General features: G+C 27.7%; 19 protein-coding genes. All 19 read right to left on the bottom strand.

The features are described 5' to 3' along the window. Positions 1 to 69 precede the first annotated feature (69 nt). Genes wecB through BN7997_RS06440 form a run of 19 tightly spaced genes read right to left on the bottom strand, consistent with a single transcriptional unit; the run spans position 70 to position 20,777 of the window. Positions 70 to 1,194, bottom strand: coding sequence for a non-hydrolyzing UDP-N-acetylglucosamine 2-epimerase (gene wecB / locus BN7997_RS06530; RefSeq protein ID WP_071120037.1), 1,125 nt, complete (start codon positions 1,192 to 1,194; stop codon positions 70 to 72). Then, complete coding sequence (locus BN7997_RS06525) at positions 1,194 to 2,375, bottom strand: polysaccharide biosynthesis C-terminal domain-containing protein (protein ID WP_071120036.1); 1,182 nt, start codon at positions 2,373 to 2,375, stop codon at positions 1,194 to 1,196. The genes wecB and BN7997_RS06525 overlap by 1 nt, the downstream gene beginning before the upstream one ends. 29 nt (positions 2,376 to 2,404) lie before the next feature. After that, the gene (locus tag BN7997_RS06520; RefSeq protein WP_071120035.1) at positions 2,405 to 3,460 is read right to left on the bottom strand and encodes a polysaccharide biosynthesis protein; all 1,056 of its coding nucleotides are present in this window, start codon (positions 3,458 to 3,460) and stop codon (positions 2,405 to 2,407) included. A 15-nt stretch (positions 3,461 to 3,475) separates the two neighbouring features. Beyond that, positions 3,476 to 5,044, bottom strand: coding sequence for an oligosaccharide flippase family protein (locus tag BN7997_RS06515; protein WP_083335026.1), 1,569 nt, complete (start codon positions 5,042 to 5,044; stop codon positions 3,476 to 3,478). Continuing rightward, positions 5,038 to 6,039, bottom strand: coding sequence for a hypothetical protein (locus BN7997_RS06510; RefSeq protein WP_071120034.1), 1,002 nt, complete (start codon positions 6,037 to 6,039; stop codon positions 5,038 to 5,040). Before BN7997_RS06510 ends, BN7997_RS06515 begins: the two co-directional genes overlap by 7 nt. Further along, on the bottom strand, positions 6,040 to 6,579 hold the full coding sequence (locus BN7997_RS06505; RefSeq protein WP_071120033.1) for an acyltransferase: 540 nt from the start codon (positions 6,577 to 6,579) through the stop codon (positions 6,040 to 6,042). A 1-nt stretch (position 6,580) separates the two neighbouring features. Then, complete coding sequence (locus tag BN7997_RS06500; RefSeq protein WP_071120032.1) at positions 6,581 to 7,723, bottom strand: glycosyltransferase; 1,143 nt, start codon at positions 7,721 to 7,723, stop codon at positions 6,581 to 6,583. Positions 7,724 to 7,729: 6 nt separating this feature from the next. Beyond that, a complete protein-coding gene (locus BN7997_RS06495) occupies positions 7,730 to 8,800 on the bottom strand; it encodes an EpsG family protein (protein WP_071120031.1) in 1,071 nt (356 codons plus the stop codon). Between the two features lies 1 nt (position 8,801). Further along, the gene (locus BN7997_RS06490; protein WP_071120030.1) at positions 8,802 to 10,013 is read right to left on the bottom strand and encodes a glycosyltransferase; all 1,212 of its coding nucleotides are present in this window, start codon (positions 10,011 to 10,013) and stop codon (positions 8,802 to 8,804) included. 8 nt (positions 10,014 to 10,021) lie between these two features. Beyond that, positions 10,022 to 11,302, bottom strand: coding sequence for a glycosyltransferase (locus tag BN7997_RS06485; protein WP_071120029.1), 1,281 nt, complete (start codon positions 11,300 to 11,302; stop codon positions 10,022 to 10,024). 2 nt (positions 11,303 to 11,304) lie between these two features. Next, the gene (locus BN7997_RS06480) at positions 11,305 to 11,883 is read right to left on the bottom strand and encodes an acyltransferase (protein WP_071120028.1); all 579 of its coding nucleotides are present in this window, start codon (positions 11,881 to 11,883) and stop codon (positions 11,305 to 11,307) included. Position 11,884: 1 nt separating this feature from the next. Next, positions 11,885 to 12,859 (bottom strand): SDR family oxidoreductase, encoded by a 975-nt coding sequence (locus BN7997_RS06475; protein ID WP_071120027.1) that lies wholly within the window; start codon positions 12,857 to 12,859, stop codon positions 11,885 to 11,887. Between the two features lies 1 nt (position 12,860). After that, entirely contained in the window at positions 12,861 to 14,237 is a 1,377-nt protein-coding gene (locus BN7997_RS06470) for a nucleotide sugar dehydrogenase (protein ID WP_071120026.1), read from the bottom strand. 23 nt (positions 14,238 to 14,260) lie between these two features. Next, positions 14,261 to 15,418: a glycosyltransferase family 4 protein gene (locus BN7997_RS06465; protein WP_071120025.1), complete on the bottom strand. Its 1,158-nt coding sequence runs from the start codon at positions 15,416 to 15,418 to the stop codon at positions 14,261 to 14,263. Continuing rightward, positions 15,411 to 16,574, bottom strand: coding sequence for a DegT/DnrJ/EryC1/StrS family aminotransferase (locus tag BN7997_RS06460; RefSeq protein WP_195906801.1), 1,164 nt, complete (start codon positions 16,572 to 16,574; stop codon positions 15,411 to 15,413). Before BN7997_RS06460 ends, BN7997_RS06465 begins: the two co-directional genes overlap by 8 nt. Further along, a complete protein-coding gene (locus BN7997_RS06455) occupies positions 16,571 to 17,272 on the bottom strand; it encodes an HAD family hydrolase (protein WP_071120023.1) in 702 nt (233 codons plus the stop codon). Before BN7997_RS06455 ends, BN7997_RS06460 begins: the two co-directional genes overlap by 4 nt. Further along, positions 17,273 to 18,250, bottom strand: coding sequence for an ATP-grasp domain-containing protein (locus BN7997_RS06450; protein ID WP_071120022.1), 978 nt, complete (start codon positions 18,248 to 18,250; stop codon positions 17,273 to 17,275). A 21-nt stretch (positions 18,251 to 18,271) separates the two neighbouring features. Continuing rightward, complete coding sequence (locus tag BN7997_RS06445) at positions 18,272 to 18,880, bottom strand: sugar transferase (protein ID WP_071120021.1); 609 nt, start codon at positions 18,878 to 18,880, stop codon at positions 18,272 to 18,274. Further along, positions 18,858 to 20,777 carry a polysaccharide biosynthesis protein gene (locus BN7997_RS06440; RefSeq protein ID WP_083335025.1) on the bottom strand — a complete coding sequence of 640 codons (1,920 nt, stop codon included), beginning with the start codon at positions 20,775 to 20,777 and terminating at the stop codon, positions 18,858 to 18,860. The genes BN7997_RS06445 and BN7997_RS06440 overlap by 23 nt, the downstream gene beginning before the upstream one ends. Positions 20,778 to 20,786 lie beyond the last annotated feature (9 nt).

Below are 20,786 nucleotides of genomic sequence, written 5' to 3'. Positions count from 1 at the left end.
TTAACTCCTCCAAATAAAATACTCATGATATAACCTATAATTAAAGCTAACACATGAGTAATAATTTCTCTACTTGTTCCAAGTTGTTATATTAACAATTTTAGAATAACTTTGTATTAATTTTACAACCTTAACTGATACATTTGTATCTAAATAATCATCTGCAAGTATTACTTCTTCATTATTTTTATACATATTTACAGCAAGCTCCATAGCCTGCTCAACATCATTACCTTTTATCCCACCAATAACAACAGTACCCTTATCAAGCACCTCTGGTCTTTCCGTAGAAGTCCTTATAAGTACCCCTGGGAAATTAAGCATTGCACTTTCCTCTGATAAAGTACCACTGTCAGATAAAACACAATAACTATTCATTTGAAGTTGATTATAATCCATAAACCCAAATGGTTTCATACTTTGAACTAATGGATGAAACTTAAACTCTCTTTGCTCTATAAACTTCTTACTTCTTGGATGAGTAGAATATATAACTGGCATTTGGTATTTTTCAGCTATATTATTTATAGAGTTCATTAAACTAATAAAGTTTTCTTCATTATCTATGTTTTCTTCTCTATGAGCAGAAACTAATATATATTTTCCTTTTTCAAGGTTTAACCTCTCTAATACATCACTTTGCTTAATCTTATCCATATGTGCTTGTAATACTTCTTGCATTGGAGATCCTGTAACAAATATTGTTTTTCCATCTATTCCTTCAGATATTAAATATCTTCTTGAATGTTCTGTATATGGTAAATTTATATCTGCTATATGGTCAACTATCTTTCTATTTATCATTTCAGATACATTCCAGTCCCAACATCTATTTCCTGCTTCCATATGGAATATTGGACACTTAAGCCTTTTAGCAGATATTGCAGACATTGCAGAGTTTGTATCTCCTAATACTAATAATGCATCTGGTTGTTCTTTTTGTATTACTTCATAAGATTTAGCAATTATATTTCCCATAGTTTCACCTAAATCTTTTCCAACTGTATCTAAGTAATAGTCTGGCTCTCTTAATTCTAAATCTTCAAAGAATACTTGATTTAATGTATAATCCCAATTTTGTCCTGTATGTACTAACACATGGTCAAAGTATTTATCACATTTTTTTATAGTTTCAGAAAGTCTTATTATCTCTGGTCTAGTACCAACTATAGTCATTAGCTTTAACTTCTTCATTATCTCTCCACCTCTAAAAAATAAGTATCAGGCTTTTCTGGATTAAACATTTCATTTGACCAGAAAAGTGTTATAACTTCTTCTTCCCCTATATTTTCTATAGAATGAGTATATCCTGGGGGTATATCAAGTACTTGTGGTTTTTCACCATCTACTATATACTCAATAACTTTATCTTCATCTATTTTTCTAAATCTTATATTTGCTTTTCCTTGGACAACAATAAACTTTTCAGTTTTAGTATGATGCCAATGATTTCCTCTAGTTATTCCTGGATGTGTTTTTGACACAAACATTTGACCAAACTGTGGTGATTTAACAAGTTCAGCTAGCCATCCCCTGCTATCTTCTTTTTTATCTAAGTAATATGAGAAATCATCTTCTTCTAAATATGTCAAGTATGTTGAATACAATGCTTTATTAAAGCTATCACTTAAATCTGGTATTAATAAGCTATTTCTCATATTTCTAAACATTTTTAACGTATCAACTATATTACCTAAACTTCTTTTATATACTTTAGGTATTTCATAAAAATATTTATCAATTTGTATACTAGTTGCTTTTGTTGTAGTTATTGCAAGTTCTTCCTCTATATTTTTAAGGTTTATTATATTTTCTTCTTTTATACAATCAATTATTGCTGCTACTACATCATCTATGTATACTAAATTTAATTCTATAGATGGGTCGTTTACCCATACTTCTTTATCATGTGCTATGTTGTAACAAAATGTTGTTACTGCTGAATTATAATTAGGTCTGCACCATTTTCCAAACACATTTGGTAATCTGAATATGTAAACTTTTGAATTGCATTCATCACTATATTTTATTAGTGCTTCTTCTGATTGTTTTTTACTTTTTCCATAATCATTATTGAGAGTTGCATGAGTTGATGATGTTATTAGGATTGGAGTATTTTTCTTATGCTCTTTTAAGTAATTAGTTATTTTTTCTGTTAATTGTCCATTGCCTTCATAAAATTCTTTATTTTCCTTTGGTCTATTGACTCCTGCTAAGTGAACTATAAAATCTGCTCTTAGTATACCTTCTTTTAATTCCTCTTCGCTATTTTCCTTATCTATTGTAATTACTTCGTATTCATCACTATGTCTTAAGGCTACTACAGCATTTTTACCTACAAATCCATTTGCCCCTGTTACTAGTATTTTTTTCATATTTTATCCCCACTATTAAAATTTAAGTATTATTTAGATGCTGCTATTTCTTTTAACTGTCTTTCTTCTTCAAAGATTGCTAATTCTTCTTTTATATAGTCTAATTTTAATAATAATTCTTTCATTTCCTCTACATTTAATCGTATTGTATTATGCGAATGATAATCCTCTAATGTAGATGTTTTTTCTTTTCCATCACTAAAGTAATTATCATAATTTAAGTCCCTATTATCTGCACATATTCTATAATAATCACCACAATCTTCTGATTTAGCTAACTCTTCTCTTGTAGCTAACGTTTCATATAATTTTTCACCATGTCTAGTACCTATAGTTTTAACTCCAGTATCTTTACAGTCAAATATTTCTCTTACTGCTTGTGCTAAAGTTTCTATAGTTGCAGCTGGTGCTTTTTGTATAAATAAATCTCCTTGTCTTGCATTTTCAAAAGCATATAAAACTAATTCAACTGCATCTGGTAAACTCATCATAAATCTTGTCATGTTTGGATCTGTTACTGTTATATCTTCTCCTCTTTTCATTTGCTCAACAAATAGTGGTATAACAGAACCTCTTGATGCCATTACATTTCCGTATCTTGTTATACTTATTAATGTATCGTCAGGATTTACTTGTCTTGATTTTGCTATAGCAACCTTTTCCATCATTGCTTTTGATATACCCATAGCATTTATAGGGTATGCTGCTTTGTCTGTACTTAAACACACTACTTTTTTTACTTTATTGTTTATACAAGCATTTAATACATTTTCTGTACCAAGTACATTTGTTTGTACTGCTTGTATTGGATAAAATTCACATGATGGAACTTGTTTTAGTGCTGCTGCATGGAATACATAGTCTACTCCTTTTAGTGCATAGTTTATACTATTATAGTCTCTTACATCTCCTATATAGAACTTAAGTTTATCGTTTCTGTAAGTTCTTCTCATATCTTCTTGCTTTTTTTCGTCTCTACTAAATATTCTTATTTCTTTTATATCGGTATTTAAAAATCTATCTAGTACAGCATTACCAAACGATCCTGTTCCACCTGTTATTAAAAGTACTTTATCTTTAAACATTAACTTGCTCCCCCTTTATTTTTGTAATTTATTAATTATTAAATTGCAAGGCTGTAATAATGATTTTTTCTCTGATTCATTAAATGAAAACAACCACATTAATAAAATATAGAATAATCCTAATATAACAACTTTACACGCAAATATAAATAAATTATTTGCTACTATAAATTGTGAAAGTACAAATCCTATGACTAATGTTAGTATTAATGGTATAGACATTTTTAAATGACATTCTTTAAAAAATCTTTTTATATTAAGACCTAATACTTTCTTATATACAATATTCCTAACGACAACCCTTCCAACGAAATTACCAATAAAAATTGCTGTAGCTGATCCTATTGCACCCCCATACTTAGATAAAGTAAATGATAGTAAAATACTTATTATAGCAGTTATACTAACACTTAATGCTTCATACTTTATTTTATTAACTGCAATTAACATCGTGTTTGCAATTTCTTGAGTTACTATAATTACAGAATTTAAAATAAGCAATATAGAAACTATATATGAATCTTTAAATGATTTTCCCATCCACAATGTTATAAATTCGTTGCCTTGAGTAATAAAGATAGTAACTATCGCTCCAATGATTATTAATTGTATTCTTCCAACTTTAATCATTAAATCTTCAATATCATTTAAACTTTCTGTATTATCTTTATAAACCATTTGAGTTACCTTTGGTAAAAATAACCCTGATAGTGCTGTTGAAAATGTAAAAGTATAACCTTCAATTGTCATAGCTACAGAAAATATAGCAATTTCTTCGGTTCCTGAAGTAATCGCTAAGATAGATGGTGTAATATTTAAAATAAATCGTTGCATAATTAAAATTATTGTAGTCCAAATAGAAAAGGAAAATATCTGTTTCACTATTTTTTTATTTTTACATCCAAAATCTACTTTTTGCGGTATATATTTTTTTATATACATCAATTTTATTATAATTAATAAAATCCCAACAAAAGCATTTACTAACACTAAAGAATACAATCCATATCCGTAAAGTAATGAAATTGCCATCAGCACTATAATTAATATTTTATGCAGTAAATCTAAACTTTTTTGAAAAATAAATTTTTCATGAGATATAATAATCCCATTTAGTGTCATAAATGGAAATGAAATAACTGTAAACAATCCTGAAATGCAATAAATCACTTTAAATTTTTCTATTTCACTTGGTGTTAATTGAATATAAATATTATCTATATAGAAGAACATTATGCATAGAACAGTAAAAATACTAATAGCTATTACCAAATAAATTTTATAAGTTATACCTAAAAATTCACTAATTTTCTTTTGTTCACCCTGAGCTCTATATTTAGAAATAAATCTAGACACAGCTGATCCAAGTCCAAAATCTACAGCAAACATACTTATAAACGATGCCGATAAAGTATATAATCCATAATCAGAGTGTCCAATTTGTCTAACCATCCAAGGTGTATATATTAAACCCGATAAAATGTTAAATATTATAGTAAGATAAGAAATTATAACACCTAACTTAATCTCGCTTACACTTTCTGAATTTGGTTTGGTTTTACTGTATTTTTTCATTTTCAACATTTTCTATACCTCATAATTTTCCTATTAAAACTGTTATAAATTTCTTTAAATCCTCCATATCTAATTTTACGTATAATACCTTCTACTCTATCATAATATCTTTGAATTTTTGTAGGAGTCATTAATTTTTCAAACTTATAATCCCTTATAATATTTACAGGATGTTTTAAAGGAAAATCAAATTTATAAGTTTTCATAAAGAACAACTTTTGAACTCTTTTAGGTAGTTTATTAATATTATCAACAGAATGAGTACTCTCAGACGCTATACCTATATTGGAAATCATATTATATTTTGGAACAATATTTATCCTTGAATTTAAATATAACGATGCAGCTAATATTGATTCAAAATGAGCTCTTCCAGAATTTCTATGAGATTTACTTGTTTTAATATAACATTTAAACTCTTCTTCACTATAAAATTGATTTCTTATTAGTTGTACTGATTTTTCATTATCTAACCATGAATATGTTTCATCCCATGTATCTATTACACGTTTCCATGATGCCCATCCCCAAATAGATCCTTTTTTAGTAAATAAGTAGTCAGCAGAGATATGTTTTGATACCCCAGTATTATTCATGCCACAAATTATATTTATTCGTTCATCATCTTTATATTTCTCTAAAAGTTCTTTACAAAATGGAAAAAATGATTGAGAAGGAACAACATCATCTTCTAAAACAATACCCATTTCTTCATTTTCAAACATCCACTTATGAGCAATGTACCCAGATGGGTCACAACCAAAATTTTTATTTTGATAGTATTTATGAACTTCACATTCCCAATCTATATCTTCTGCTATTTTTCTGCATTTATTTATTCCGATTATATCATCTGGTCTATTATCTCTGGGTCCATCTTGATAAAGATATAATTTACTTGGACGAGCTTTTTTTACTTGTTCAAAAACTTGTTTAAATTGTTCATCTCTAGAAAAAAATATTAAAAGTACTGGTATATCTATTTTGTATTGATGTTTACTCATTTACTCTCTCTCCTTTATTACTTTAGCAGGTATTCCAACTGCAATACTATTATTTTTAATTTCACTATTAACTAAACTCATAGCACCTATAACAGCTCCATCATTGATTTGAGCTCCTTTTATTATTTTACATCCTGCTGCTATCCACACATCATTACCTATTACAATACCATTTTCATCATACTCAAGTGGTTGATTTTTGATAAGTATATCTTTCTTAGTTCCATGATTACTATCTATAATATAACACTGCGCTGCAATAGAAACATTATTGCCTATAATCACTCTTTTCTTAGAAAAAATAATTGTATCTTTACCAATATCAACATTGTCTCCAATAATAATTTCACCATCTCCCCAAAACATTACATTTGGATAAATTGTTACATTCTTTCCAATTTTAACATTAGATGCATTTACAAGAATTCCTGACCCTATAATTTTAGTATCTTTTTGATTACTTTTTATTCTAGATAAAAACACCTTTTTTCTATAAAACCTTAAAAATTTTTCTTTTATTCTATCTATTACATAATACATACTAAACCTCCAACAGATGTTTTAAGTCTTGTGTAAATTCTGTATCTAGTGCTTTTATTATAACTCTACTATCATAATCACCATTATAATCAATGCTTTTTATAGCCTTTGCAATTTCATTTGGACAATCTTTATCATAGTAATATAGTAATTTACTAATCTTTGCTTTTTCTATAGCTTTTATTCTTATTGATACAACCCTAAGCCCATTTGCCATATATGAAAGCACTTTTGATGGAAATGATGTATCATTATACTCTGCATTAGGTGTTTGAGTACTTAAACCAATATCACACTTTTGTAAAAATTTTATATATTCCTCACCGTTATACAATCCGTCATATGTAACTGTACACTTTGTCTTTTTAGAAACTTCTTTAATTAAATTTTGTAAAGCTGTTTTTTCATCTTCACTACCAAAACCAATTATATGTATATGATACTTTTCATCTAGATATTCCCCTGCTGCTGCTGCTGTTGATCCACCTTTTCTTGGATCAAAAGTTCCTGCATAAACAACATGAATTTTATCATCATTAAATTTTACATTTCTATCCTTTTCTGCTTTATAAGTTCCATAAATTATGGTATATGGTTTACCATCTTTATTTATTTTTTCATTTAATAATTCTGTAGAAAAAATATATTTATCTGCATAATTAATCATCTTAAATTCAGATCTCCTTTTTAACTTCCCATAATTAATTACATCTGTGTATATTTCTTCAACTTCATATATTAGATTAAATTTTTTTATTTTTTTAGCCCAATACAATGGTCTTATTAGTGCTAATGAATGATAAGCTATTATTTCTTCATCTTTTTGAACATTATTTATTAACCAAAAAAACATCCATAGTTGTGAAAAATAATATTTAAGCTTATTTGTTAATTTATTTTTAGTAGAAAAGCTTGGAGCTAAAACCAATGTAATATCTTCATTAATATGTATAGTTTGCTTTTGTGTATTAGGTGCGCTTTTATCGACAAACCAAGCTGGTGAAACTATCTGTACTTTCATTCCAGAACGTGTTATAGCATTAGCTATGTAATTCATCTTATTTACTGCTGCTAAACAGCTACTTCTTTGAATTTTACTGTCTACTAAGTCATAAAATCCTATATATTTAATTTCTTTATTCATTTAAACTCACCCCTGCCAGAAAAATAAGTATTGTGGATTACCTTTTATAAATAATAGTACTATTAGAGATATTCCTGTATAATATACAATTGGTTGCGTTTTTATATTAAAACTCTTAATAATTTCTGGAATCAATACCATAATAAAAATAGAAAAATATTGTACAATTCTCATTGCACTAGGGTCTACATATGTAAGTGGTATAAATAATAATGCCATAAATATTGCATTATACCATATTGTAATATCTTTATTATTTTCCTTTAAAATCTTAGGTGCTTGCCATAATGCAACTAGAATAACCATAATAAAAATAAATGTAAATGTCCATGTTCCTGCACCTTGAAATTGTTCACTATAATTCTCATATCCAGCAAAGAAAGCTAATGACTTCATAACTTTATTTTTAAATATAAATATTAATATAAAACTAGATAACATAGATAAAGAATATCTCCATGTTATTTTTTTATTTGCTATAAAGTAAAATGGTATTAAACAAATAATCGATTTATGAATCGTTGAAGCAAAAACAATTAATAATATAAATTTCCAAAATTTTCGTTCCTTAATAAGTTCATATCCTAAAAAAAGAGCGATACCAGCTGCTATTGTCTGTCTATGGCCTGTTATAGAAAAAAAGCTATAAAAAAGACAAGAGTAAATTATAAAACTAACACATGGTAATTTTGAATACTTATATATAAACTTTCCCATAGGAATTTTAAATACCATTGCAATAAATATTAAAAATAATTGATAGTTATCAGAAAATATTTGAAATATTTTTTCTAATATTGGGTAACCTGGATCTTTACCTTCTCCTCCCAAAAACACAATATTATGAAAATTTGTAAATAATTCTTGCCATGAACTATTTATTGTTTTATTAAATCTATTAACCATATATGCATACGTATCTGCACCTACACTAATATGCCTTAGACCAGATATTAAAATCCATTGAATTATTACTATTATACAGAATATTTTTTTATTTCTTTTACTTGTGTTATTATTAAGTAAAACTACAGCCCACGATAATATAAGAATAATATTAATTAAATAAGTACTCATACTACTCCCTTACATTTATAAGATTTTCAAATAAATTAATATAATCTGATATTCTATCTTCTTTATTAAAGTTATTTAAAGCAAATTCTCTACACGAATTAGAATAATATTCTTTTGTATTAAACTTTATACACTCTATGTATTTGACTACATCTTTTAAAGAACTTTTATTTGCTACATAGCCACACTTATAACCTACAAGTTCTGGATTAGCAGTTGAGTCAAATACAATTACAGGTGTTCCACATGATAAAGCTTCTGCTGTTACTTTTCCAAAAGTTTCTTCAAGAGAAAGCTGTAAAAATACATCTGCCATAGAATAATATTGTACTAATTCTTGTACATTATTAGTTTCTTGTATATGTATAATATTATTAGGTAACTCTATAGATTTTGGAATATTTCCTACTAAAATTATGCTATGATTATCATCTATACACTTAGAAAGCTCAATAAAATAATTTAATCCTTTACTATTACTCCAACCACTCGCTACACCTAGTATTATAAATTTATTTTGTAAAAATAATTTTTTTCTTAATTCTATTGTATTAATAGGTTTAAATAAATCAGTATCAATCCAATTATATATTGTTTTTATATATTTAGCTGAAGATAATATAGATTCTTTAGCTTCTCTTGTTATCCATTCTGAAACCCCTACAACAGCTAATCTTGGAATATTGTCATATAGATTTTTTTTATCTTTCCACATTTTTTTAGTTCTGTCTAGAAACCAACTATTATTATCCTTATGGACTCTTATACAATTCTTACATCCTATTTTCCACTTATAGCAATTATCAGCTGTATAATGACAACACTTTCCAGTAAAAAAGAAGCAATCATCTAATGTAAGTACAGTGGGTATATCATCCTTAGCTAAAAACTTCAATACCATAGGAATATTTATATAATCGCTGTGTAGATTACCTAATCTTACAACATCAGGCTTTTCTTGAACAATATAATTAATTAAGTTTTTGGTTCCTATTTTAGAAAAATAACCTTGTAACCCTAAAAGCCTAGAAAGTAATCCATGTATCTTTTTTTCAATAGTTGATCCTATTTTATAAGTATTTTCACAATCTGGTCCTTCAGAGTAAGCAACAATACTCTCATGACCGTATTTTTTTAAGTAATCATGTATTTCTTTTGTAGTTCTACCAGTACTTCTAATAATATTTACTGCATTAATTTGCAAAACTTTCAAACTTCCACCTACTCACATAATATTCTTAAATCTTCATATAATTCTTTTTGTATTTTATTTATCTGATGATTCCTTACTCCACATTCCCATGATTTTTTGGAGTATTCATTTATTAGTATAGGATTATCTATTATTTTTTTTAACTGATAAAATATTTCTGATTTATTTGTTGCAACAATTGCGCTATCATTTTTAATTAAATAATTAATAGATTCAACATCTTTATTTCCAACAGCAAAAATACATTTCCCTGATGAAAAATAATCTACAATCTTTGTTGAGAAAGAAAGCCTTACTTGTAATCTTTCTTTTAAATCAAATGATTCTACATGAACTAAAATATCTGCATTTTGTTGAATATCTTGTATTTCACTTGCAGGTACTCCTCCCATTAATATAATACTATTTCCAATATCCAGTGCCTTTTTCATTCTTTTTGTCATAGGAGTATGAGAATAAATTACTAATTGTGCTTTTATTTTTTCTCTATTAATTTTATTTAAAGCTTCTCCTATATTCGCTAAAGTTTTCCATCTTCCCGAGCTAATATTACCTGTAAAAACTAATTTTATCACTTCTTGAGTATTATTTTTTATATAAGGGTCTGCTTCAAAATCTCCTCCTTTATATAAAATTTTACATTTAGTTTTAAAACATTTTTCATACTCAATTCTTTGTAGCTCAGAAATACAATAATTAATATCTGAAATCTGAACAGATTTTTTTACCCATCTTCTTAATCCTATTCTATACATCCAATATAATGGTGAAAGAGAAAATTGTTTCAGCGTATAATTATCATCTGCATGGAATAATACAACCTTTGCTTTTGTCTTATTTTTTATATAAGATAAAACTTTATGTGGGTAATAACATCCAAATACTGGCATAAATATAATATCTGGCTTATATTCATCTAAAAATTCATCTAGTCTAGAATTTTTCCAATTTCCTAATGTCCACATTAATTCTCTTATCATCAACATAAAGTTATTACTTTTAATAGCTGTATTTCTATATATTTTACTTTCTAAAGATTCATCTATATTTTTTTCTTCTTTATATTCTTTCACTTGCTTTCCAACTTCAGTCCCTTTAATAAAGGCTGATACTATCTGTTGTTCTGTTATATGAAAAGTTTTGCTAGCAATATCATTATTAGAAATTTGTTCTCTAAAATATATATTTGTAAATTCAGTATCTTTAAATCCTGAAAATAAATTAGTCATTGTATTTCCTATGTTATTATCATTACTCCAACTACTACGTGTAATTACTAATACTCTCATTTCTATTTCCTTTCAATTATTGTACGAGCTGGTACTCCTCCAACAATAACATTACAGTCAATATTTTTTGTAACTACAGTATTAGCAGCAATAATACTACCTTTTTTTACTATATTTCCATATAATATTGAAGCTTTTGCACCAACCCATACATTATCCTCTATAATTGTCTTTTTAGAATCAATTCCTTGATCTTTTATAGGTATATTTATTTCATCATATCTATGTGAAGTAGATAAAATACTAACTCCATGTGCAATAGATACATCATTTCCTATTTCTATTCCTCCACTTGCATCAATATAACTCATCGGATGTATTGATACATTATTACCTATAGATAATTTATCTAATCCAAATAGATATACTCCTGGATGTATTGATACATTTTCTCCACATTGTTTTGTAATTGTTGTAAGTAATATATATCTAATAAGTAGCCCTATATTTCCTTTTTTATTTCTAAATAACTCAAATAATTTTTTACGTGCTTTTTTAGGAATTAATCTACTTATATTTATTAGTACACTAATTATTGGTTTTATCTTATTAAATTTATCTCTCCCTCGAATATGAGTCATATTATAAATTCTCCTTATACCACTCTATAAATAATTTAATTCCATCTTCAAAACTATACTCTGGACTATAACCTAACAGTGATTTAGCTTTACTAATATCAGCATTTGAATGTTTGATATCACCAGCTCTATCTGGTCCAAAATTAGGTTCAATATCTTTTTCTAATGACTTAGTAAGCGCGTAATAAATATCTATTAAATACTCTCTTCCTCCATAAGCAATATTATATGATTGCCCTGCCGATTCATGAGGTGATAAACAAGCCTTTAAATTCGCTTCTATTACATTTTCTATATATGTAAAATCTCTTGACTGTTTTCCATCTCCATTTATTGTAGGAACTTCATTATTTAGAAGTTGATTTATAAATTTAGGTATAACAGCTGCATATGCTCCATCTGGATTTTGACGTCTTCCAAATACATTGAAATATCTTAGTCCATAAGTATCTAAACCATATAATTTAGTGTATAATTTTGCATATTCTTCATTTACTTTTTTAGTAAGAGCATATGGTGAAAGTATATTCCCTTCTCTTCCCTCTATTTTAGGTAAATTAGGTTCATCTCCATATACAGAAGAACTTGATGCATATACAAACTTTTTAACTTTATTTTGCCTAGCAGCTTCTAACATATTTAATGTTCCTTTTATATTTATTTCTTCATATAGTAAAGGCATCTCTATTGACCTAGGAACAGATCCCCAAGCTGCTTGATGAAGTACATATTCCATATCTTTGCATACCTCTTGGCAAGTTTCTATATTTCTTATATCTCCTTCAATAAACTCAAAATTTTCATGATTCATAAATTCTTCTATATTTTCTTTTTTTCCTATAGATAAATTATCTAATACTCTTACAAAGCACCCTTTTTCTAATAAAACTTCAACAAGGTTAGAGCCGATAAACCCAGCTCCACCTGTTACTAAAAACTTAGTTCCTTTTGGAAAATTTATATCTTTGTACCCCATTTTATAACCTCCAATATAAATATCCATTTGATTTTGCTTCTTCTTTATTAAATATTCCTTTTACATCAACTAGTACTAACCCACTATCTTCAAAATCTACTGCAATTTCTTCTAATATTTCTCCACTATTTGTAGTTGATATATCTGTTGAGTATAAATCCTTTATATCATCTAATCCTAATTCCAAGTATTCCTTATGACCGACTGCAACTATTACAGCATCCATATCTTTTATATCTTCATATTTTATTAAATCTATTCCATATTCTTCTTTTACTTCTTTTTCTTCCGCTATTGGGTCTGTTACAGATACATTTACTCCATATTCATTTAATTCATTTATTATATCTATAACTTTAGAATTTCTAACATCTGGACAATTTTCTTTGAATGTAATTCCTAATACTGCTACATTAGCTCCTTTGACTTGCTTATTTGATTTGATTAAGTTTTTAATTGTACTTTCTGCAATATGTTTCCCCATTCCATCATTTATTCTTCTACCTGATAATATAACTTGTGAATGATATCCAAGTTGCTCTGCTTTATGAGTTAAATAATATGGGTCAACTCCTATACAATGACCTCCAACTAATCCTGGTGAGAATTTTAAGAAATTCCACTTAGTTCCTGCTGCTTCTAATACTGCTTTTGTATCAATTCCCATTTTATTAAATATTATAGATAGCTCATTTACAAAGGCTATATTTATATCTCTTTGAGAGTTTTCTATAACCTTAGCAGCTTCTGCTACTTTTATACTTTCAGCTCTATGAACACCTGCATCTATAACTAATTCATACGTTTTTGCTATTATATCTAATGATTCTTCATCCATACCAGATACTACTTTTACTATAGTTTCTAATCTATGTAATTTATCTCCTGGATTTATTCTTTCTGGAGAATATCCTATTTTAAAATCTATACCACATTTAAGTCCTGATTCTTCTTCAAGTACTGGTATACATATATCCTCAGTTACACCTGGATATACTGTTGATTCATATACTACTATAGATCCCTTAGTTAAATTTCTTCCTAATGTTTTACTTGCTCCTATAACTGGTCTTAAATCTGGAGTTTTATCATCATTAGTTGGTGTTGGTACTGCAACTATATGAAACTTACATTCTCTTAATTTAGTTTCATCACAAGTCATTAAAGCCGTTGTTTCTTCTAATGCTTTATTTCCAACTTCATTTGTTGCATCTATTCCCTTATTGTATAATTCTACTTTTTCTTTATTTACATCAAATCCTATTACATTAGCTTTTTTTGCAAAAGATATTGCAAGTGGCATTCCTACATATCCTAAACCTATAACCGATATGTTTTCTTTTTTTTCTACTATTCTCTCATATAAATTTTTATACATTATAAAATATTCCCCTTATAATATTAATTTTTTATATTAAGTAAAGATTTAAATACATCTAGTTGCTTTCTAACAACTACATCTTCATCATATATTTGTTCTGCCCTTTTTCTACCTTCTAGTTTCATACTATTTAATAATGATTCATTATTAAATATTTCATCAATTTTATTAGCTATTTCTTTTGGAGAATTAAGATTTACTAAATATCCTGTTTTTCCATTTATTACCTCTTCTCTTGATCCTCTTATATTTGTTGCTATTACAGCACATTCTATAGCCATAGCCTCTATTATAGATCTAGGCATCCCTTCTCTATATGAAGGTAAACAAAATATATCAGATATATAAAGTAGGTTGTGTATATCAGTTCTATTTCCAGTAAATATTATGTTTTTATTTTCTTTATATCTATTTATTTTTTCTATTGTTTCAATATCTCTATCTCCTTGAGCTATGTCACCTATTATTAGGAATTTTACATCATTTCTTATATATTTATAAGAATCTAATAAATCAAATATACCTTTTTCTTTTACTAGTCTTCCTATAAAAGAAACTATCTTATCTCCTTTTTTTAATCCTAGTTCTTTATATAAATCATTTATTTCATCTTTATTTATGTTTCTAGGATTAAATTTGCCACAAACATCTACTCCATTGCCTATAGCAATTATTTTATCTGTATCAATAAATTTATTTTTTAATGCAGTTTGTGCATCTTCTTCACTTTGTGTAAATATAAAATCTGTTGCCCATCTTGCTATAAATTTTTCTATATTTAAAAATATTTTATACACTAATGGTTTCATATTTTCGTGAAAGTAAAAACCATGTGCTGTGTATATTATATTAGGTACTTTTGCAAACTTTGCTGCTATTCTTCCTAAGACTGCTGCTATAGGTGTATGGACATGTACTATGTCTGGCTTTTCTTTTTTTAAAAATTTATACATTTCATATATAGATTTTAAGTTTGATAAAGGACTTATTCTTCTATCTATATTTATATTTTTTATATTAAAACCTTCTTTTTTTAAAGAGTCTGTTTTACTTCCTTGTGAGCAGACACCGATTACATCATATCCTTCTTCTATTGATAATTCATTCAATCGTCTTAATAACTTATCCATAGTTGCATCTATTGCTGAGACTTGAATTATTTTACCTTTTTTATTCATATGTAATCTCCATTTGTTTAGATTCCAATATATTCACTATTATATCTAATATAGTTTGTATATCATCTTCATTCATCTTAGTATCACTAGGTAAACATATCCCTCTATTAAATAAATCCTCTGATACACTACCATCTTCTAACGAACTAAAAAACTTATAACCTTTAAAAAATGGTTGTAAATGCATTGGCTTCCATACAGGTCTTGACTCTATATTTTCTTTTTCTAAAGCTAAAATTATATCAAGTGGCTTGATCTTACAACCTTCCTTTATAGTAGCTACTGATAACCAATAATTTGGTTCACCAAAATCACATATATTCATCATCTCTATATCATCAATATCTTTAAAAGCCTCTTTGTAAATTTTAAATATATCTTTTTTCTTAGCTATCCTCTCATCTAAAACCTTAATCTGACCTCTGCCTATACCTGCTACAACATTGCTCATTCTGTAATTAAACCCAATTTCCTTGTGCTCATAATGTCTCTCATTCTCTCTTGCTTGAGTTGCCCAGAATAATGCTTTTTTCGTATATTCTTCATTATTAGAAACCATCATACCACCACCAGATGTAGTTATTATCTTATTTCCATTAAAAGAATATATCCCTATATCACCTATAGTTCCAGTTTGCTTTCCTTTATAAGTAGATCCTAAAGATTCTGCTGCATCTTCAATTATAGGAACATTATATTTGTCACATATAACTTTTAACTTATCATAGTCTGCACTTTGACCATATAAATTCACTACTATAACTGCCTTTGGCATTTTATTATTCTTTGTAGCATCATCAAATGCTTTTTGTAGTGCTATTGGACACATGTTCCAAGTTTCATAGTCTGAATCTATAAATACAGGCTCTGCTCCTTGGTATATTATAGGGTTACAAGTTGCAGCAAATGTTAATGTTGAACAAAATACAACATCACCTTCTCCTACGCTTAAACATTTAAGTGCTAAATGTATTGCACTAGTACCACTAACTAGAGCTGTCGCATACTTAGCTTCTGTATATTTACATATTTCTTTTTCAAAGTTATTTACATTTGGTCCAAGAGGGGCTACCCAATTTGTATCAAATGCTTCATTTATATATTTAATCTCATCTCCACCCATATGTGGTGAAGCAAGGTATATTCTTTTTTTCAATATTTCTCCCCCAAAACTTTATTTATATTTAATAATTCTAATATCTCCTTTAAATTGTTTATCTCATTTTTTGCGTTATATTCATCTTCTTTATAAATACTTGAATAAATACCATTCTCTCTATTGATTAGGATTGTATTTATACCAAGTTTGTTTGCAGTTACAAAATCTTTACTAACATTGTCTCCTATATATACCATTTCATTGAATTCTACACCTAGTGTTTCCTTTACAAGATCATATGACTTTCTATGTGGTTTCCAATACTCTCTTCCTAATTCATCAGTTACTACAATACACTCAAAATTTTTTTCAATATTTAAAACTTTAAGTTTATTTCTTTGAGTTATTTTATATCCATCCGTTATAATACCTAACTTCAAATCTGTAGAATATAAGTATTCTAATATTTCTTTAGCATCATCATAAAGCCTTATATCTGGCATATGTTCTCTATAAGTATTTATAAGCTCTTTTATATAATTTAAATCATATTGTATATTTAATTTATCTAGTGCTCTATTAAATACATTTTTAGAACTTTCATTAAATAAATTATGCATAAGTTCATTAACATGATTTATATCTAACTTATATTCTTTACCTATCTTCTCTGACACTACTTTAAATCCACTTCTTATATACTCTCTTTCAGATATAAGTGTATCGTCTAAATCAAATACTATAGCCTTTATCATCTACACTAGATCTCCATTGGAATTTATAAACACAGCCCAATCATGTCTTGATGCTAGCAAACCGTCTTCATATTCTTCATTGTATTCTAAATTTTCTCCTAGTAATAATCTATATAGATTCATTGGTGAATTAGCTCCTGCTTTTATACTAATTGGTGCACCTCCACCAAATCTAGGATTTATCTCTATAAACTTTATTCCTTCATTTGTTTTCATACACTGTAATGTTATATGTCCTATTGGTTTCAATTCTTCAATTACACATTTTACTATTTCTATAATATCTCTATCTTTCTTAACAATACCTTTTAGAACTTCTCCTCCTCTAGTCGCTAATCTTTGCCTCGGAACTATAGTTATAGGATTATGATTAAAATCAACAAATGCATCTATTGTATATTCTTCCCCTTCCATAAATTCTTGTACTATTGGTTCTGGCACATATTCTAAGAAGAATTCTAACTCTTTTTCATTATTAACCTTGAATGTATTTATACTTGAGCTACCATTAAGAGGTTTTATAAATAACGGGAACTTGTAATCTTTATTTTTTATTGCTTCCTTATCTATAATCCTTGGCATTCCAAATCCATTTTCTTCGAAGAATTCCTGTGTATTATATTTATCTCTACATATTTTTATAACAGTTATATCTGAAATAAGAACCTTCGCATTAGTATTTGATTCTATAAGATCTTTAGCTTCCGCGAGTTTATATAATTCTGTATCTATTGTAGGAACTACTAAATGTATATCCTCTCTTTTACATATTTCAATTATTTCTGGTATATAATTTTCATCTAATATTCTAGGAACTAAATAATGTTTATCTGCATGATATATTGCAGGTGCTGTACTACTTAAATCGCAAGCAACTACATTTCCTTTTATACTTAAGGTATCTCTAGCATCTTTAAAACAATTTACAAGTTCTACTCTTCTACCTGCACTTAATATGAGTACGTTTATATTTTTCATCAAGTACTATCCCCTCTATTATTAGTTATTACCGTTAAACTTTTCCATTGTAGCGTTTCCATCTTGACTTATTCCATCTCTTTTTATTACTTTTCCTACTGTCATAAACAGTATCTTTACATCCATAAAAAAGTTGTATCTATCCACATATTCAACATCTAAATTAAACCTATCTGACCATGATAATGAATTTCTTCCATTTACTTGTGCCCATCCTGTAATACCCGGTCTCACTTCATGACGCCTAAATTGTTCTTTGGAATATAAATCCTTATACTCAACTAATAGTGGTCTTGGTCCTACTAAGCTCATTTCACCTTTAAATACATTTATAAGTTCTGGAAGTTCATCTATACTAGTACTTCTAAGAATTTTTCCAAATGAAGTCATCCTTTCTTCATCTGAAAGTAGATTTCCAAACTTATCAGTTTTATTTGACATTGTTCTAAACTTTATCATTTTAAATACTTTACCATCTTTACCTAATCTATCTTGAGTAAAAAATATTGGTGAACCTAATTTAAATTTGATAGCTAAGCCTACTATTAAAAGGATAGGAGAAATCACTATAAGTCCAATTCCAGATCCAAGTATATCAATGCTTCTTTTAATTAGAGATTGCAACTTCATCTATATTCTCCCTTCCATTTACATCCTCTGGTCTTATATATGTTGGTACAAACTCCCTCATCAAGCTTTCAATAAGGTCAACTTCCTCAATATCAACCACCCTCTTAAGCATTTGTAAATGCTTCTCTACTTTATTTCCATCTATATCTATTTGTCTTCCAATAAATATTTTTTCATTATAAGTCTTAGAAAGCCCCTCTTCACTCATAAGTAACTCCTCATAAAGCTTCTCACCCGGTCTAAGACCAGTGTATTCTATCTTAATATCAACATCAGGCTCAAGCCCACTTAAAGTTATAAGGTTTTTAGCTAAATCAACTATTTTAACAGGCTCTCCCATATCAAGTACAAATATTTCTCCACCTTTAGCCATAGCACCTGCCTGTATTACAAGCTGTACAGCTTCTGGTATTGTCATAAAGTACCTAATAATCTCTGGATGAGTTATTGTAACTGGTCCACCTTCCTCTATTTGCTTTTTAAATAAAGGAATTACACTACCATTACTTCCAAGAACATTACCAAATCTAACTGCAACAAACTCACTTTTGCTTTTATTATTCATCATCTGTATAATCATTTCAGCAGCTCTTTTTGTAGCTCCCATAATATTAGTTGGATTAACTGCTTTATCTGTTGATATAAGTACAAACCTTTTTACCTTATACTTATCTGATAACTTTGCAACATTTAATGTCCCAAATATATTATTTTTTATAGCTTCACTTGGACTATCTTCCATTAATGGAACATGCTTGTGAGCTGCTGCATGAAATACAACTTCTGGTCTATACATCTTAAATATTTCTTCTAACCTAACATCTTCTCTTACTGATGCAATTATTGTACTTAAGTTAAGATCATTTTTATACTTTCGCTTTAACTCTTGTTGTATTGCATAAGCATTGTTTTCATAGTTATCTAGTATAATTAGGTGTTTTGGATTAAAGCTTGCTATTTGCCTGCACAGCTCACTTCCTATACTTCCTCCACCACCAGTAACTAATATAACCTTATCTGTTATATACTCACTTATTTCATTAAGATTAACCTTTATAGGCTCTCTTCCAAGTAAATCTTCTATTTCGACATCTCTAATTTTTTTTATATCTACCTTACCATCTATAATTTCATAGATTCCTGGTATTGTTTTTAGTTTGCATTTTGTTTCTTTACAAATATTTATAATTCGGGATTTTCTTGATTTGTTTATATTTGATATAGCAAATATTATTTCATCTATATTGTTATTTTCTACTATTTGTTTTATCTGAGAGGTATCTCCTAGTATTTTTACATTATGTATTCTTCTTCCGATTTTATTTATATCATCATCAATAATTCCTATAGGTACTTTTCCTAGTTGTGGATTTTCTTTTAGTTCATTAACCACCCTTTCTCCACCACTACCTCCACCTATAATAAGGACTTTAGTATCTCCTGATTTTACTTTTAGCCTAGTTTTTATTCTTCTACAAGTTCTATAAGTTAATCTTAGCCCCCCAGTAAAACAAATTATTAATATACTGTTTACAATATAAAATAATAATGAGTAATTTAGCCCCACCATTTTGATTATTAAGTAAACTGGTAGTACATATATAATAGATGCAACTATTATTGATATCATTTCTTCTTCTCTAGCATATCTCCATATACTTGAGTAACATTTGAATAATGTAAACGATAGTGTATGAAATACTGCATATATAAAAAATACTATGGTAATATTATTTTCTTCTATAGTTGTTATCGTTGTTAATTTACTTATAATAAGCAATGATAATAATACACTACACATATCTATTGACCATAATATAAACTGCCTTACTTTATATGTACTTAACACTTTATTTAGTAAGTTTTCTCGTTGAGGGTCTATAGTATCTATATCCATTAACGCTCC

The sequence above is a fragment of the Romboutsia timonensis genome, assembly GCF_900106845.1.
GTDB classification, from domain to species: domain Bacteria; phylum Bacillota; class Clostridia; order Peptostreptococcales; family Peptostreptococcaceae; genus Romboutsia; species Romboutsia timonensis.
Note: the sequence above shows the minus strand (reverse complement) of the source record. Positions and strands in the feature narration are given on the sequence as shown.